The 16,769-nt window shown below is 57.0% G+C and carries 12 protein-coding genes; 8 read left to right on the forward strand and 4 right to left on the reverse strand.

What is annotated here, in order from left to right; all coding sequences use genetic code 11:
- Positions 1–16: 16 nt before the first annotated feature.
- Entirely contained in the window at positions 17–2,179 is a 2,163-nt protein-coding gene (gene rlmKL / locus D9N14_RS18660) for a bifunctional 23S rRNA (guanine(2069)-N(7))-methyltransferase RlmK/23S rRNA (guanine(2445)-N(2))-methyltransferase RlmL (RefSeq protein ID WP_290582568.1), read from the reverse strand.
- A gap of 273 nt (positions 2,180–2,452) precedes the next feature.
- Between rlmKL and rmf the strand changes: the two genes are divergently transcribed.
- Positions 2,453–2,656, forward strand: a complete 204-nt coding sequence (rmf, locus tag D9N14_RS18665) for a ribosome modulation factor (RefSeq protein WP_290582571.1) — start codon at positions 2,453–2,455, stop codon at positions 2,654–2,656.
- 158 nt (positions 2,657–2,814) lie between these two features.
- On the opposite strand, the gene D9N14_RS18670 is transcribed toward rmf, so the two are convergent.
- Genes D9N14_RS18670 through D9N14_RS18680 form a run of 3 tightly spaced genes read right to left on the reverse strand, consistent with a single transcriptional unit; the run spans position 2,815 to position 8,940 of the window.
- A complete protein-coding gene (locus tag D9N14_RS18670) occupies positions 2,815–3,825 on the reverse strand; it encodes a quinone-dependent dihydroorotate dehydrogenase (RefSeq protein WP_290582573.1) in 1,011 nt (336 codons plus the stop codon).
- A 59-nt stretch (positions 3,826–3,884) separates the two neighbouring features.
- The gene (locus tag D9N14_RS18675; protein ID WP_290582575.1) at positions 3,885–4,103 is read right to left on the reverse strand and encodes a DUF2835 domain-containing protein; all 219 of its coding nucleotides are present in this window, start codon (positions 4,101–4,103) and stop codon (positions 3,885–3,887) included.
- Positions 4,087–8,940 carry an NAD-glutamate dehydrogenase gene (locus tag D9N14_RS18680; protein ID WP_290582577.1) on the reverse strand — a complete coding sequence of 1,618 codons (4,854 nt, stop codon included), beginning with the start codon at positions 8,938–8,940 and terminating at the stop codon, positions 4,087–4,089. The genes D9N14_RS18675 and D9N14_RS18680 overlap by 17 nt, the downstream gene beginning before the upstream one ends.
- 317 nt (positions 8,941–9,257) lie before the next feature.
- On the opposite strand from D9N14_RS18680, the gene D9N14_RS18685 reads away from it, so the two are divergent.
- Genes D9N14_RS18685 through D9N14_RS18715 form a run of 7 tightly spaced genes read left to right on the forward strand, consistent with a single transcriptional unit; the run spans position 9,258 to position 16,755 of the window.
- Positions 9,258–10,232, forward strand: a complete 975-nt coding sequence (locus D9N14_RS18685) for an AAA family ATPase (protein WP_290582578.1) — start codon at positions 9,258–9,260, stop codon at positions 10,230–10,232.
- Positions 10,233–10,240: 8 nt separating this feature from the next.
- A complete protein-coding gene (locus D9N14_RS18690; RefSeq protein ID WP_290582580.1) occupies positions 10,241–11,224 on the forward strand; it encodes a DUF58 domain-containing protein in 984 nt (327 codons plus the stop codon).
- Entirely contained in the window at positions 11,221–11,691 is a 471-nt protein-coding gene (locus D9N14_RS18695; RefSeq protein ID WP_290582581.1) for a DUF4381 domain-containing protein, read from the forward strand. Before D9N14_RS18690 ends, D9N14_RS18695 begins: the two co-directional genes overlap by 4 nt.
- Positions 11,688–12,749 (forward strand): vWA domain-containing protein, encoded by a 1,062-nt coding sequence (locus D9N14_RS18700; RefSeq protein WP_290582583.1) that lies wholly within the window; start codon positions 11,688–11,690, stop codon positions 12,747–12,749. The genes D9N14_RS18695 and D9N14_RS18700 overlap by 4 nt, the downstream gene beginning before the upstream one ends.
- Positions 12,746–14,623 (forward strand): VWA domain-containing protein, encoded by a 1,878-nt coding sequence (locus tag D9N14_RS18705; RefSeq protein WP_290582585.1) that lies wholly within the window; start codon positions 12,746–12,748, stop codon positions 14,621–14,623. The genes D9N14_RS18700 and D9N14_RS18705 overlap by 4 nt, the downstream gene beginning before the upstream one ends.
- On the forward strand, positions 14,617–16,326 hold the full coding sequence (locus D9N14_RS18710) for a BatD family protein (RefSeq protein ID WP_290582587.1): 1,710 nt from the start codon (positions 14,617–14,619) through the stop codon (positions 16,324–16,326). The genes D9N14_RS18705 and D9N14_RS18710 overlap by 7 nt, the downstream gene beginning before the upstream one ends.
- Before the next feature lie 39 nt (positions 16,327–16,365).
- Positions 16,366–16,755: a rhodanese-like domain-containing protein gene (locus D9N14_RS18715; protein ID WP_290582589.1), complete on the forward strand. Its 390-nt coding sequence runs from the start codon at positions 16,366–16,368 to the stop codon at positions 16,753–16,755.
- The last annotated feature ends 14 nt before the right edge of the window (positions 16,756–16,769 follow it).

A 16,769-nucleotide genomic window follows, 5' to 3' on the forward strand; every position in this document is an offset into this window, starting at 1 on the left:
ATTAGTTTTTACCAGGCTACTTGTGGCGAAACTCCCAGCAGCGGTGAATGGGCTTGCCGCGGGCAAAATCCGGCGGCAGACTTGCCTGCGTCACATCGGTGACGTCGTACCGCTCCATCAGTTCAGGCTCCAGCTCAAAGCGATTGAAATTGTTGGAAAAAATCAACAGGCCACCCGGTTCCAGCCGTTTCATGGCCAGATCCAGCAACTCCACCTGGGATTTCTGCACATCAAAATACCCCTGCATGCGCTTGGAGTTGGAAAAAGTCGGAGGGTCCACAAAGATCAGATCGAACTGGTCATGGCACTGTTTCAACCAGGCCATGCAATCACTGCGCACCAGCTGATGATGACTTTCACTGCAACCATTCAAATACAGATTGTTGCGGGCCCAGTTCAGATAAGTGGCAGACATATCCACCGAGGTGGTTCGTTTCGCCCCCCCAATCGCCGCGTGAACCGTGGCCGCTGCGGTGTAGCAAAACAGATTGAGGAAGCGGGTATTTTTGGCCAGTTCCTGCAGCCGGATGCGTGTGGGCCGATGATCCAGGAACAGCCCGGTATCCAGGTAGTCATCCAGGTTCACCAGAATCAAGGCACCCGCCTCATCCATCGGCAACATGCGTTTGCTTTCACCCAGTTTCTGGTATTGCTGTTTGCCTTTCTGCCGCTGTCGGCTTTTTACGTGCAATCGACTGTGGGGCAGCGCAAAGAATGCTTTCAGGCTATCCAGGGCATCCTGCAGCCGCTGCTCTGCTTTTTCCGGGCTGACACTTTTAGGCGGCGCGTATTCCTGCACATGCAAATGGCCGTTGTACCAATCGATGGCCATGTTGTACTCGGGGATATCGGCATCATACAGGCGATAGGCCAGCACCTGCTCCCGTTCGATCCATTTCTGCAGACCTTTCAGATTTTTCTTGATGCGGTTCAACAGATCCTTCGCCGGCGCACTCTCCACATAATCGTGTTGCAGTTCCGGTTTCTCTGGCACACATTGATGACTGGCACGTTTCACCACGTCACCGCTGCGAATCACGCAACGAATTGCCCCGTTGTACACCCGTAGCGTTTCCGGGTGATCCAGTTGCAGGGCATCGGCGAACTCAACGTTGTTGGTGATCAGTGCGGCGCGCCAGTGTTCACAGTTTTCCTGCAGGCGGCGGGCAATGGCCCGATACAGAAAAATCAGGTCCGCATCCTTGTCCAGACGCTCACCATAAGGTGGATTACACACCACCATCCCCAACGGCTCTTCGGGATTCTGGTGCAACGCGAACTGTGCCAGCTCCCGGCGCTCCACATGAATACATCCCTCCAGTCCGGCCGCTGCAATATTTTTCATGGCCGCCTGAATGGAAGCGTTATCCGCATCGTAGCCTTTGATCTGGAATGAAAAGTCCTCGGAGCGATCCTCCTGTGCCACCTGATGCACCGCTTGCTGCCACTGACCCTCATCGTGATAGGCCCACTTTTCAAAGCCGAAACGTTTGCGCAGCAAACCCGGCACCATACCGGATTGCATCATCGCTGCTTCAATCAACAACGTGCCCGAACCACACATGGGGTCCACCAAACGGGGATACTCTGCATTCGGCCAACCGGCACTCATCAGTAACGCCGCAGCCAGGGTTTCCTTCAGCGGCGCTTCGTTCTGCGCCACCCGATAGCCACGTTTGTGCAAGGGCTCACCGGACAAATCCAGTGCCACCTGTACCAGCTCGCGACCAAAGTGCACATGGATGCGCATATCCGGATTGCGGGTATCCACGTTGGGCCGGTCACGCTGGAAGTGACGGAAATAATCCATGATGGCGTCTTTGGTGCGATAGGTCAGAAACTGCGTGTTGACATTCACGGACGCTTCTTTCGACGTGGAAATCGCCACACTGTTCTGCAGGGAAAAATGCGCCTGCCAATGAACCTGCCGCAAACGATGGTAAAAATCGTCCTCGTTTTTGTACGGGAACTCGGCAATGGGCAACAGCAGCCGCGACGCAATGCGGGAACGCAGGCAGATTTCATAGACATTTTTCAGGCTGGCCGGCCCTTCCACGGCGCCCCTCACCAATGTGTATTCCGGCCCGGCAACTGCCTGAATTTCCTGTAATAAAAACGTTTCCAATCCTCCGGCGCAACTCACTACCAAGCGCGACGAATTCCAGTCGAATGTACTCATTTGGATTAAACACCACGTGTAAGCCTATGAATTCGTTTGCAACAAATGCTTAAGGCCTAATTTATCAATTACTCAATTCAATCGTTCGTGTCTTTTTTATGACAATTTTTTTGTCGACATCATTAATAAAGTTCGGTACTAATGTATGTCCGGGCTTGGGAAAAGCCCACAAGAATCCTCAGCATTCAGCATCATCAATACAGGAGCAGAACTCTACGCTTTAGCCATCATTTCATCTCTCAGAATCGCAAACGGAAAAGAGGTCGATCATTTATGAAGAGACAAAAACGCGATAAAGCCAGCAGAGCCTACATCAAGGGTTACAACGCCGGTGTCAGTGGACGATCCAAAGACTCATGCCCCTTCACCGAAATTGTATCACGACAAACCTGGCTCAGTGGTTGGCGAGAAGGACGCACTGACCAATGGGAAGGATACACAGGCGTATCCGGCATTCATAAAATAGCGAATCTCTGACCTCACCTTTTCGGGGTTTTGTATAGCAAACTCAATTCTGAATTGCTAAACGCAGATCTGAAACACCAGTTCCTTAAAAGAGTGTCTCCCGCACTCTGGCAGCCAAGGCTGCCGCCCAGAGGCCCCTTTACGGGGCCTCGTTCATTGTGGGCGCCGGCTCAGCGCCAGGCTCGCACACAATCCGCAATCAACCTGGGGCCGGCGTAGATAAAACCACTGTATACCTGAACCAGACTCGCTCCCACCCGTTTTTTCTCAGCCGCCTGGGTGCCACTGACAATGCCGCCCACACCCACAACCGGCATGGCACCCTCCAGGGCAGCACACAGTTGCTGTAAAACCTGAGTGGATTTTTCAAATACCGGTGCTCCGCTCAAACCACCCTGCTCATTACCATGGGGCAAGTGGGCGACGCCTTCCCGGGACAACGTCGTATTGGTGGCAATTACGCCATCCACACGGTGTTTCTTGAATTGTTCCGCGATCTGCTTCACCTCATCCGGTTCCAGGTCGGGGGCAATCTTCACCAGCAGGGGCACATACTTGTCGTGCTCCTCCGCCAACCGCTGTTGTGCGGATTTCATGCCCTGCAACAGAGTGTCCAGGCTTGCACCGTACTGCAGGGAACGCAGCCCCTGAGTGTTGGGGGAGGAAATGTTGATCACCACATAGTCCGCGTGCTTGTATACCTTGTTCAGGCAGATCAGATAATCGTCCAGTGCCTGCTCCACCGGAGTATCGAAGTTCTTGCCGATATTGATCCCCAGGATGCCGTCATAACGCGCACGCTTCACCTGTTCCACCAGATGATCCACCCCCTTATTGTTGAACCCCATGCGATTGATGATGGCCTGCTGCTGCGGCAGCCGAAACAGGCGGGGCTTGGGGTTACCGGGTTGCGGGCGAGGCGTGACCGTGCCTATTTCAATGAAGCCGAATCCCAGGGAACCCAGTGCATCAATGTGATCCCCGTTCTTGTCCAGGCCAGCCGCCAATCCCACCGGATTTTTGAAGCGCAGACCCAACAGCTCCACCGGTGCCTCCAGCCTGGGCAGCAAACAGCGGGTCAACCCCAGACGATAACCCAGCTCAATGGACTGCAATGCCAGATGATGGGAGGTTTCAGTGGGCAGGGAAAACAGGATTTGTCTTGCTACTTTATAGAACATGGCTCACACCGCGAAAAAATCCGGGCGATTATACCAGCATGCGGGCCGTTACTGCAGCGCTAGCGCAGCTTTTCCACCCCCAGTAACTTGTTGTTGTCGTCAAAATAGATGGCAAAGGAACCCTGGATGCCCCCGTGGGACACATAGGGGCGCAGGCACTCAGCAGGAAAGCTGACCCTGCGCCCATCGCGGCTGCGGGCGACAACGGAACGTGCCGCCCCCTGGTACCACTTCAGGTATTCCTCCGGCGAAATGGTTATGTCAACAATCAGGTGCACTGCTGGTCTCACTGTGCAGCGTGGTCTGAGCCAGATCCATCAACTCCCGCAGCGCTACGCCGTACATGGAAAACTCCTTCACATCCATGCCATGGAACTCGGCGATCAACGCCTTCCAGCGGGCAATCATGGTTTCGTGATGCTGAGCCCAGGCATTGACGCGCTCTTCCACAGAGTGGGCCTTGCCGCCCATCTGCAGGACACCCACCGTCAACGTACGCTGCTGCCAGTCCAGGTCATCGCGGTAGGCTTCCCGGGCCAGCGCCTGCCAGTGGTTCTCAATGTTCAGGGCATTGATCTCCTCATTGAACCAGTACAGATCCAGTTGAGAACCCAGGGCAAAGTAGACTTCTGCCACTTCCGGTACCGGTTTGCCGGTGACTTCCGCCGCCTGAATGATCCCCAGTACGGGCAGCATACTGTCTGCACCGGCAATAAAGGTGGCCAGGGTGGACGGCACGCCTTTTTCCACATAACGGTTATGCCGCTCTTCCCACACTTCACGTCGCGGCCCGCTGAGCACCACCGGCAGGCTATCCGCCACTGCCTGCACACCCTGGCGGAAACGATTGATGGCGTCCTGCACATTGACACCACAACGGTTGTTGCGCAGGAACCAGCGGGTGGCCCGTCGCATCAGGCGAATCAGCATACGCATCATCTCGATCTGCTCTGCAGCGTCAATCTTGTAGTCCAACGCTTCGATCTGCTGCCACCAGTTTTCCAGATCAAACACATCGCGGGAGGCAATGAAGGCCCGGGCAATGTCCGGAACGCTGGCACCGGCGGCGTCCTTCATGCGATGCACAAAGGTAATACCCATGAAATCCACCATACCACTGGCCACCTGGGTGGCCACGATCTCGCGCCGCAGCTTGTGGGCATAGAGCGGATCGCGATAGCGCTCCACCAGCACTTTGGGGAACGCTCTTTCGATTTCATGGCAGATATAGTCATCGTCCGGCAGCGTGGAATGGGTCAGCTGGTCTTTCAGTATGGCTTTGGTGTAGGACAACAGAGTGGACAGCTCCGGACGGGTCAAACCTTTTCCATTCACGACCCGCTCATGGATCTCTTCTTCGGTGGGAATGTATTCCAACTCGCGGTCCAGTTTGCCCTCCGCCACCAGGGCATGAATATAGCGCTTGTACTCACCCATGCGGTAGATGGTCTCACTGCGGGCCACACTCAGGGCCTGGGTTTGGCGGTAGTTGTTTTTCAACACCAGCTCCGCCACTTCCTCGGTCATCTGCGCCAACAGTTCGTTGCGTTGCTTCACGGTCATATCGCCGTCGTGAACAATATCGTTCAACAGGATTTTGATGTTGACCTCGTGGTCAGAGCAATCCACGCCGCCCGCGTTATCAATGAAATCGGTGTTGGAAAGACCACCATTCAGGCTATATTCAATGCGCCCCAGCTGGGTGATACCCAGATTGCCGCCCTCGCCGATCACCTTGGCCCGCACATCCCGGCCATTGACCCGCAGTCCGTCATTGGCTTTATCCCCCACTTCGGAATTCATCTCCTGGGAGGATTTGATGTAGGTGCCAATGCCACCATTCCAGATCAGGTCCACCGGTGCCTTCAACAGTGCCGAGATCAGTTCCGTGGGCGTCAGGGCATCCGCGTGAATATCGAAGCGCTCTTTCATCTGCGCCGAGATACGAATGGACTTGGCCGCCCGCGAGAACACGCCTCCGCCGGCTGAAATCAGCTCTGAGTTGTAGTCGCTCCAGTTGGAACGCGGCAAGTTGAACAAGCGCTCCCGTTCCTGATAGCTGGCTTCCGGATCAGGATTGGGATCAATGAAAATGTGCAGGTGGTTGAAGGCTGCCACCATCTGCAGTGTGCGGGAACGCAGCAAGCCATTGCCAAACACATCCCCGGACATATCACCGATGCCGATCAGGGTGACGGGGTTGGTCTGCACGTCAATACCCAGCTCCCGGAAATGCCGTTGCACCGAGACCCAGGCGCCCCGCGCCGTGATGCCCATTTTTTTGTGGTCATAACCCACTGAACCGCCGGACGCGAAAGCATCACCCAACCAAAAGCCATATTCCTCCGACAGACTGTTGGCAATATCCGAAAAGGTTGCGGTGCCCTTGTCCGCCGCCACCACCAGATAGGGGTCGTCTTCATCTTTGCGGATCACATTTTGCGGTGGCACCACTTCGCCATTCTGCAGGTTATCTGTGATGTCCAGCAGGCCGCGAATAAACGTCTTGTAGCATTCGATACCCTCGCTCATCACCGCATCACGGCTGCCGGATTTGGGCAGTCGCTTCGGATAGAAACCGCCTTTGGCACCCACCGGCACGATCACCGCATTCTTCACCTGCTGCGCCTTCACCAGACCCAGCACCTCGGTGCGAAAATCCTCCCGTCGATCGGACCAGCGCAGACCACCCCGCGCCACCTTGCCGCCGCGCAAATGTACCCCTTCCACCCGCGGCGAATAGACAAAGATTTCAAACATGGGTAACGGCCGTGGTAATTCCGGAATGGTTTTCGGCGCCAGCTTGAACGAGATATACGGCTTGTACTCACCGTTGTGATCCTGCTGATAGAAATTGGTGCGCAGGGTTCCGGTCATCATATCCAGATAACGCCGCAGAATCCGGTCCTCATCCAGGCTGGCCACCTGATCCAGCTGCTCCAGAATGGTGGCGCGCAATTCCGCTTCCGCCGCGTCACTGGTGGGTTGGTCCAGCGCAAAACGCAGCTCAAAAAACTCTGCCAGCAAGCGGGTCACCTGGGGATGATTCACCAGGGCATCCTTGATATAAGTCTGGCTGAAGGCAAAGCCGGTTTGTTTGAAGTAACGGGCATAGGCCCGCAGCATCGCCACCTGCCGCCAGCTGAGGCCCACCGACAACACCAGGCGGTTGAAGCTGTCATCCTCGGCAAAACCACGCCAGGTGCTGAGAAACGCCTCCTGGAATTTGTGCTTCACTTTCTCAATCTCAATGACGGCGTCACCAAAATAACGCACATTGAAATCGTACACCCAGATCGTGGATTCATCTTTTTTCTTGATGCGGTAAGGCCGCCCGCCCAGCACCCGCAGACCCAGATGCTCCAGCATGGGCAACACATCGGATAACGGGATATTGCGTTCCCGACGGAACAATTTGAAACGCAGCGCCCGCGGATCGTCCTCCAGGGAATGGTAGAACGACACCGCCAACGGATTGTCCGCATTCAGTTGTTCAATGTGCTCAATATCGGACACCGCAGTACGGGTGGAAAATTCCTCCCGATAACTCAGCGAAAATGCATCCGCATAAGCCGCCTGCAGCATACCGGCCCGATCCTCTCCCACGCTTTCAATCAGGGTTTCATAGAGCCGGTCGGACCAGCTGCGAGCCAACTCAATCAGGCGGGTCTCCACCTCTTTCACATCAAAATCCATTTTCGAGCCGGCTTTTACCTTCAACACGATGTAAAGACGGGCCAGAGTGGATTCAGTAAAGTAGGTGTTGAACTCCATGTCCTCCACATCCACGTATTCGTACAATACGCTCTGGAAAGACTTGCGCAGCGCGGTGGAATAACCATCCCGCGGTGTGTAGATCAGACAGGACAGGAAGCGTCCGAACTGGCCCTTGCGCACAAACAAACGCAGACGACGCCGCTCCTGAATATGCAGGATGCCGACCGCGGTTTTCAGCAGTGCTTCGGTGGAGGTTTGGAACAATTCCTCCCGCGGAAAGGTTTCCAGAATCTGCATCAGGCGCTTGCCATCATGGCCATGGGGCTCCAGCCCGGAACCGCTGATGACCTTACGCAGCTTATGGCCGATGATCGGAAAATTCCGCGGTGAATTATTGAAGACCAGTGAGGTGTAAAGACCCAGCCAGCGATACTCCCCCACCACCTTGCCCCGTTCATCACATTTACGGATGCCGATGAAATCCATGTATACCGGGCGATGCCAGCGGGAGCGGGTGCCGGATTTACCAAACACAATGAGCTTGTCCTGATGGATCAGCGGGCCGCCATCCTGTTCCAGCAAATCCAGGCTGTTGCAGACTTTCGCCACCCCGTGTGCGGATCCCTCCACCGCCTGCAGATAACTCTCGCCCTGCTTTTCCACCACCTTGTATTCCTGCATCGCCAGGAAGGTGAAATGGTTTTGCACCAGCCAGGCCAGGAAGGCTTTCACTTCCAATAACGATGCCTCGCCGCGGTTGTCCTGCAGTTCCTGAATCTCGTCACGGATCACCGAGGTGCGGGCCTGCATGGTTTCAAAATCTTCCACCGCCCCGTACAGTTCTTCCAGGGTTTCCTGCAGGATGTTGGTAATGTCCCCCACCAGAGCCGCATCCGGTTGGCGGTCGATCTCCAGGTGAATCAGCGCCTCTTTCGCACCCTCGGAGTTCATGTCAAAACTCAAACCGTCCAGGTCGCCGTCGGCATTGCGTTGGGTGCGGAACACACTGTTCATCACGGAATGGATTGATATTCCGCGCCGCACCACATCCATCATCACCGTATCCACCAGGAAGGCGCAATCCGGCGCCAGCACTTCCACCACCGTATGGGTGCTCTGCCAACCGTGATCCTCGTAGCGGGGGTTGAAGACGCGGATACGCGGATGCCGGTCCGGCAGCACCCGCAGAAAACTCCACAGGCCGACGGTCATGCCGTATAGATCGTCGATGCGTTTGCGCTGCAACTCCTGAATCGGAGCGGCAGAATAAAAGTGACGGGCAAACTCCAGCACTTGATGGGTCTGGGACGAATGACTGCGGTCAAAGCGCTCCTGCACCATGTCGGACAATCGTTCAATCAAAGAAAGGTAGTCTTCGCCCAGCGATAGGTTAACCATATAGCCCCCTGGCCATTTTCCATTAAATATCAGTAATATTAGTCTAGTAGTTACCACCAAATATGAACAAACCGATGAAAGCCGCGACCGGTCGGTGACCACCCGGAACTTTTGCGTAGTGGAAAGATCACATACACAGCCTGGCTACGGCTAGCTATTGTTCTGCGGAATAGGCATAATTCCGTGAAAAGAACAAATAAAGTCTGGAAAAAACAATATATTAGCGGACGTTGGTGTGGGGCCCACCTGATTTACCTCAACAGAATCACCCAGTTTCTCCCCCGTACCACGCTCATACGCCTGGAGTATTTGGAATCATGTCGAATCGGGACGCCATTCTTGCGTTGAAAGAATCCTTGTGCGAACAAATCATCGGTCAGGCCCACTTGGTGGACCGGCTGCTGATTGCCATCCTTGCCGATGGCCACCTGCTGGTGGAAGGCGCCCCCGGCCTGGCCAAGACCAAAGCCATCAAGGCCCTGGCGAAAGGGGTGGAGGGGGATTTCCACCGCATTCAGTTCACCCCCGACCTGTTGCCAGCGGACGTCACCGGCACCGAGATCTACCGCCCCCAGGATGGCAGCTTCACCTTTCAGCCCGGCCCCATCTTCCACAACCTGGTGCTGGCGGATGAGATCAACCGGGCGCCAGCCAAGGTGCAATCGGCCCTGCTGGAAGCCATGGCGGAACGCCAGATCAGCGTGGGCAAGCACACCCACCCGTTACCACCCCTGTTCCTGGTGATGGCGACCCAGAACCCCATCGAGCAGGAAGGCACTTACCCTCTGCCAGAGGCTCAGCTGGACCGATTCCTGATGCACGTCACCATTGATTACCCGGATGCCGCCTCTGAGAGAAAGATCCTGCAGCTGGCCCGCATGGAGGCCATGGATAAACAGCACCCGGACGAGCAGCCGACAGACCCCATTCACGTGACTCAGCAGCAGATATTCGCCGCCCGCTCCGAGATAATCGAACTGCATATGATTCCCGACATCGAGGAATACATCGTGCAATTCACCATGGCGACCCGCAACCCGCTGGCCTACGGGGACGACCTTTCCAGCTGGATTGAATACGGCGTCAGCCCCCGCGGCACCATCGCCCTGGACGCCTGCGCCCGGGCCCATGCCTGGTTGAACGACCGGGATTTCGTCACCCCGGAAGACGTGCAGGCGGTGGCCCATGACACCCTGCGTCACCGCATCGGCCTGACCTTTGAGGCGGAAGCCAAAGGTGTAACTGCCGACCATATCATTGATGAGCTGATCGACCGCGTCTCCGCGCCCTGAGGTGTCCCATGGCTAAAGCCGGCATACTGATACGGGAACGGGCCAATATCGAACAATACCGTGGCGTTTATATTTCCATGGATGAACTGGTGTCCCTGCGCGGGGCCGACGTGGAGCTGGATCTGCGCGGCCGTAAAAAGGCCATGGCGGCCATGGCGGGCATGCACCGTTCCAGCTTCCGGGGTCGCGGCATTGATTTCGACGAAGTACGCATCTACCAGGCGGGGGACGATGTCCGCAATATCGACTGGCGGGTAACCGCCCGCACCGGCCGCACCCACACCAAACTGTTTCGGGAAGAACGGGAACGCCCGGTGTATCTGGTGGTGGACCAGCGCCAACCCATGTTTTTTGGCAGCCAGAATGCCTTCAAGTCCGTGGTGGCGGCCCGCGTGGCGGCCTATTTCGCCTGGGCCAGCCGCAGCCATGGGGATCGCATCGGTGGCTTCCTGTTCAGCGATAAAGAGGTCCAGGAACTGCGCCCCAAAGAAGGCAAACGGGGCATCCAGAATTTCTTCCGCACCCTGGTACAGTTCAATCAGGCCCTGGAAGCCCGGAACCTGAACCGCCGTTCAACGCGCCAATCCTTCATCAATGCCCTGCAGGGGCTTAATCATGTGGTGCGACCCGGCAGCCTGGTGGTCATCATCAGTGACTTTCTGAATTACGATGACATTACACAGCAGCACATGAGCCTGTTGTGCGGCCATAACGATGTCATTGCCGTGCAGATCTTTGATCCCATGGAAAAGCACCTGCCTCCTTCCGGCGTCTATGGCTTCACCGATGGCCAGCGCAATGTGCGCCTGAACACCGCCCCTCACCAATTACGTAAGGATTACGCCCTGCGCTTTGTGGAGCGGCAAAGTGCCCTCAAGGATCAACTCAACCGCATCGCGGTACCCCTGATTGAAATCAGCACCGCGGACAGTGTGGCTGAGCGACTGCGCGCCACCCTGGGTCTGCGCACCGCCAAAGGGGTGAAGGCATGAACCCCAGCGATCCACTGAGCCAACTGCGGGATATTCACCTGCCCCAGCCCATCAGCTGGTGGCCCCCCGCCATTGGCTGGTGGCTGCTCGCCGTGCTGTTGCTCGCCGCACTGGCCGGCGGCCTGTATTGGCTGTGGTGGCGCCACCAGCGGCTGGCCTATAAAAGAGAGGCCCTGCGCGAGTTGGTCACCATCCGGGCGCAATACCTGCAGCACAAGGATGACCAGCAACTGCTGTCGCAATTGTGCAGCCTGCTCAAGCGCACTGCCATCACCCGCTATGGCCGCGACGAAATTGCCGGTCTTGCCGGCGAACAATGGCTGAACTTTCTCGACCGTACCGGTCAAACCAGTGAATTCACCCAGGGCTCCGGCCGGGTGGTGAGCCATCGCTTTGCGCCGAACACCCCAGTGGACAGCAGCGAATTGCTGCACGTCGTTGAACAGTGGCTGACGAAACAATCATGATCATTCTCAAGTGGATTCCCCTGCTGGCCATTCTGCCCTTACCCTGGATACTCCGGGCATTGCTGCCCCGGGCCAGCAGTCATGACAGCGCCCTGTTGCGGGTGCCCTTTTTCAACAGCGTTAATGAAATGGCCAATCGTCGCGATCGCAACCGCTCCGGCAACAGTCGCAGCTTTCGCCTGCTGTTGATCCTGATCTGGGTGCTACTCGTGATTGCCGCCGCCGGCCCCCAATACATCGGCGAGCCGGTCAGCATTACCTCCAAAGCCCGGGACCTGATGCTGGCGGTGGACGTTTCGGAAAGCATGCGCGCGACCGATCTGCAATTGAAAGGGGAACGGGTGGATCGCCTCACTGTGGTCAAAAGCGTGCTCAATGAATTCATTGAAAAGCGCACCCAGGATCGCATGGGATTGATCCTGTTCGGCAGTAACGCTTATCTGCAAACTCCGCTCACCTTTGATCGCAAGACCCTGAAGAAACTGCTGGATGAATCCGCCATCGGCATCGCCGGCCAGAGCACGGCCATCGGCGACGCCATCGGCCTGGCCCTGAAACGATTGCAAGACCGCCCCACCGACAGCAAGGTGTTGATCCTGCTGACCGACGGCCAGAACCGTGCCGGTGAGATCGAACCCTTGCAGGCTGCAGAGCTGGCAGCGCAGAAAGGCCTTAAAATTTACACCGTAGGTGTGGGAGCAGAGTTCGTCATGACCCCCGGTCTGCTGGGCACGGGGATCGGCGCCCGGCGGCTGAACCCCTCAGCTGACCTGGATGAAAAGACGCTGACGGAGATCGCCAACATCACCGGCGGTCAGTACTTCCGGGCCAAAAGCACCGAATCCCTGCGCCATATCTACGACATGCTGGACCAACTGGAACCGGCAGACGCCGACCCGGAAACCTTTCGCCCCATCAAGGCCCTGTTTCACTATCCCCTGGGACTGGCCCTGTTGTTGAGCGTCGCGATTGCGCTTTTCACTGTGATTCGCAACTACAGCGTTCATTGGCAATTGCGCCGCCAGAGCCAACGGGAAAACGGGGTAAAACAGCCATGAATGCGTTTTTGCAACAGATTGAGGATTTTCACTTCCTGCGGCCCTGGTGGTTACTGGGATTGATCCCCGCCCTGCTGCTGGTGATTTTGCTGTGGCACCGCAAGTCCTCCTATGGCGGCTGGCAACGGGTGATCTCGCCTCACCTGCTGCCCCATCTGCTGGCAGGCAACGTGGTTCAGCAAAGCCGGGCCCCCCTGATCATGCTGCTGTTCTGCTGGTTCCTGGCAGTGGTGGCGATGGCCGGTCCCACCTGGCAGCAGCTGCCCCAAGCCGTGCAGAAGAAAGTGAACGCCCAGGTGATCGTGCTGGACCTGTCCCTGTCCATGTACGCCAAGGATCTGGCCCCGTCCCGGCTGGTGCGGGCTCGACTGAAACTGACGGACATCCTCAACCAGTCCGACGAAGGCCTTACCGCCCTGGTGGTGTATTCCGGCACGCCCCATGTGGTGACCCCGCTCACCGACGATACCAATACCATTCTCAGCATGGTGAACAGCCTGAGCCCGGACATCATGCCCATCAAGGGCAATGATCCAGTGGCGGCAGTGGAGATGGCGGTGGACATTCTCCATCAGGCGAGCCTGAACAGTGGCCGCATCCTGCTGATGACCGACGACCTGCCCAACGATTTCGCTGCCCAGGTGGAAGACAAACTCAGCTTCCTGACCCCCATTTCCATCATGGGAATCGGCACCCGTGAAGGCGCCCCCATCGAACTGCCGGACGGCTCCTTCATCAAACAGCGGGACGGCAGCATTGTGATTCCCAAGCTGGAAGTGGCCCGCCTCAAACGCATCGCCCGTCAACTGGATGGCCGCTTCAGCACCATCAGCACCAGTGACGAAGACATCCAGTACTTGCTGGCGGAAGGCCTGTTGCCCACGGAACAGGAGATCAAGGAAACCGGCCGCGAGTTTGATGTCTGGGACGAAACCGGACATTGGTTGGTGCTGTTGATTTTGCCGTTTGCCGCAGCCGGCTATCGCAAAGGCTGGTTTGGCGCCCTGTTGCTGCCAACACTGTGCTTTGCTGCATTAAGCACCCACTCCCCCAATGCCATGGCTTTTGACTGGGACGACCTATGGCAGACCGACAACCAACAGGGCCAGGCGTTGCTGGACTCCGGCCAACCGGAGCAGGCCGCCAGCCACTTCAAGGATCCCAGCTGGCAGGCCGCCAGCCAATACCGGGCAGGCAACTATGAAGCGGCAGAGCAATTGTATTCCCAGGAGGAATCCGCCGCAGGCCTCTACAACCTGGGCAACAGCCTGGCCCAGCAACGCAAGCTGGATGAAGCCATCGCGGCCTATGAAAAGGCCCTGCAACAAAACCCGCAACTGGAGGACGCCCGCGCCAATCTGGAGCTGGTGAAACAGGCCAAACAACAGCAGCAGCAACAGCAAGGCGATGGGGACAACCAGAATCAGGATTCCCAGGACCCGAACCAAAACCAGAACCAGAACCAACAACAGGATCAGTCCCCGGATCAGCAGCAGGACCAGGACAACAGCCAGGAGAGCAACCCGGGCCAGCAGGATCAGGAACAGCAGAACAACTCGCCACAGGGTGACCAGCAAGAAGAACAGGACCCGACGCAAGCCCCATCACAGGCGCCAGAGGAACCGGAGGGCGAGCCCCAACCGGAAAACCAGCAGGATCCACAAAGCCCGCAGGACCAGCAGGACCAGGAGCCGTCCGACCAGGAAGCACGCGCCATGCCCATGCCCCAGGACCAGGAACGTACCGAGGATCAACAGGCACTGGAGCAATGGTTACGACGCATTCCGGATGACCCCGGTGGCCTGCTGCGCCGCAAATTCGAATACGAATCCCAATTGAGGAAGAACGCCTCCTCCGGAGACACCCAATGGTAAGAACCAGCAGAACCCTGATATTTCTCGTGTTGACCCTGCTGAGCATCCAGGCCTTTGCCCTGAACATGGATGCCAAACTCAACACCGCCAAAGTGACCCAGGGTGACACCGTCAAGCTCACGGTGACCATCGACGAATCTGCGGACGGCAAGGAACCGGATTTCAGCATCCTCAATGAACACTTTGAGATCCTCTCCACCTATAAAGCCGAGCGCAGCAACATCACCAACGGACGTTTCCAGTCCTTTACCAGTTGGGTGCTCACCCTGCTGCCCAAACAAACCGGCTATATTGCTGTTCCCCCCATCAGTTACGGCAACACCGCCACCAAACCCCTGAAACTGCATGTCACCAAACGCAGCAGTGCAAGTAACGCGGATCAGTATCTGTTTGTGGATGCCAAAATCGATAAACAGCAGGTCTATGTACAAGAGCAGCTGATCTATACCGTGCGCATTTTCCGCTCCAATGTGGACATTTACGACCCCTCCTACCAACCGCCCACCATCGACAATGTGGCCATGGAGCAACTGGGGGAACAGCGCAATTACAAAACCACCCTCAACGGCATGGAATACGATGTATTCGAGTTCCGGTACGCCCTGTTCCCACAAAAAAGCGGCCGCATCAAAATTCCCTCCGCACAACTGAATGCCACCGTGTTCCGCGGCCGCTCCCGGGGGTTCACCTTTGATCCATTCAACGGCAAGCAGGTGCGCCGCTATTCACCGGAGCTGGAATTCAACGTCAAGCCCAAACCGGACGCCTATCCAGCGGATCAACCCTGGCTGCCCGCGAAATCACTGGCGCTATCGGAACACTGGTCACCGGACACTGGCACCGCCAATATCGGGGAACCCATTACCCGCACTGTCACCATGCAGGCTGAGGGCGTGTTGTCCACCATCCTGCCGGCCTTGCCGGTGAATGAGATCAAGGGCGTCAAGATTTATCCGGAGCAGGCGGATACCGCAAGTGCGGTGGGTGACCAGGGCATTGTCAGCACCCGCACCGAAAGCCAGGCGCTCATCGCCACCCAACCCGGCGCCATTAACCTGCCGGAAATCACCATCACCTGGTGGGATGTGGATGCAGAAAAAGTCCAGGTCACCACCCTGCCCGCCCGCACCATTCAGGTCACCGGCACGGCCAATCGCCCGCAAACCGACAGTACCCTGACCGCTCCCGAGCCAGGCCAGACCGCCGATGCTCCCCCGCTTTCACTGGGCCAGGCCAACAGCGTCAATCAAACCTGGCAATGGATCGCGGTGGCCCTGCTCTGTCTGTGGCTGATCACCCTGGGCGCTCTGATCTGGATATTGCTGGCGAAAAAGAAATCCCAACCGCATTCTGCAGACCACTCCCATTCCCCGCAGTTCAGCCCAGCGCTGCTCAAACAGGCCCATAAAAGCCTCACCACTGCCTGCCAAAACCAGGATGCCCGCGCTGCCCGCAGCGCGTTGATTGAGCTTTTCAAACAACGCTATCAGGATGCCGCAATCCGCAACCTGGAAGCGGTTCAGGCCCATGCCGAATCCGACAGCCTGATTGCCGCCATTCGGGAACTGGACGCTCACCTGTACCGTCAGGGTACAAAAGCGGAATGGTCATCCGGCAAGCTGCTGGCAGCGGTGGAAGCGGTACTGAAAAGGCCCCGGGAGCAGCACACCAGCCCGGTGCTGGCACCACTGTATCCACAGTGAGAACATTGAATACCCGGCTTACAGGAGGACCGTTCACTCATGGACCAAATCGAGTTTTACCAAGCCAAGCTGATGTACGAAACAGATTCCTGGGATCTCAGTGAAGCGCTGAATCGTGGCGAACCGGTGGTGGTGATCGATGCCCGCTCCAAAGAAGCCTATGAGCGGGAACATATCCCCAGCGCCATCAACATTCCACACCGGTCGATGAATGCAGAGAGCACCGCTCACCTGGATAAGAGCAAACTCTATGTCACCTATTGTGATGGGATTGGCTGCAACGCCTCCACCAAGGGTGCCTTGAACCTGGCGCACCTGGGGTTCAAGGTAAAGGAGCTCTTGGGCGGCATCGACTGGTGGCGTCGGGACGGTTACGAGACCCAGGGCACAGAGGCTCGCCCCGGCAGCAAAATCGAATGTGGTTGCTAGTGGGAGTTTCCCAG

The organism is Ketobacter sp. (assembly GCF_003671495.1).
Lineage (GTDB): Bacteria > Pseudomonadota > Gammaproteobacteria > Pseudomonadales > Ketobacteraceae > Ketobacter.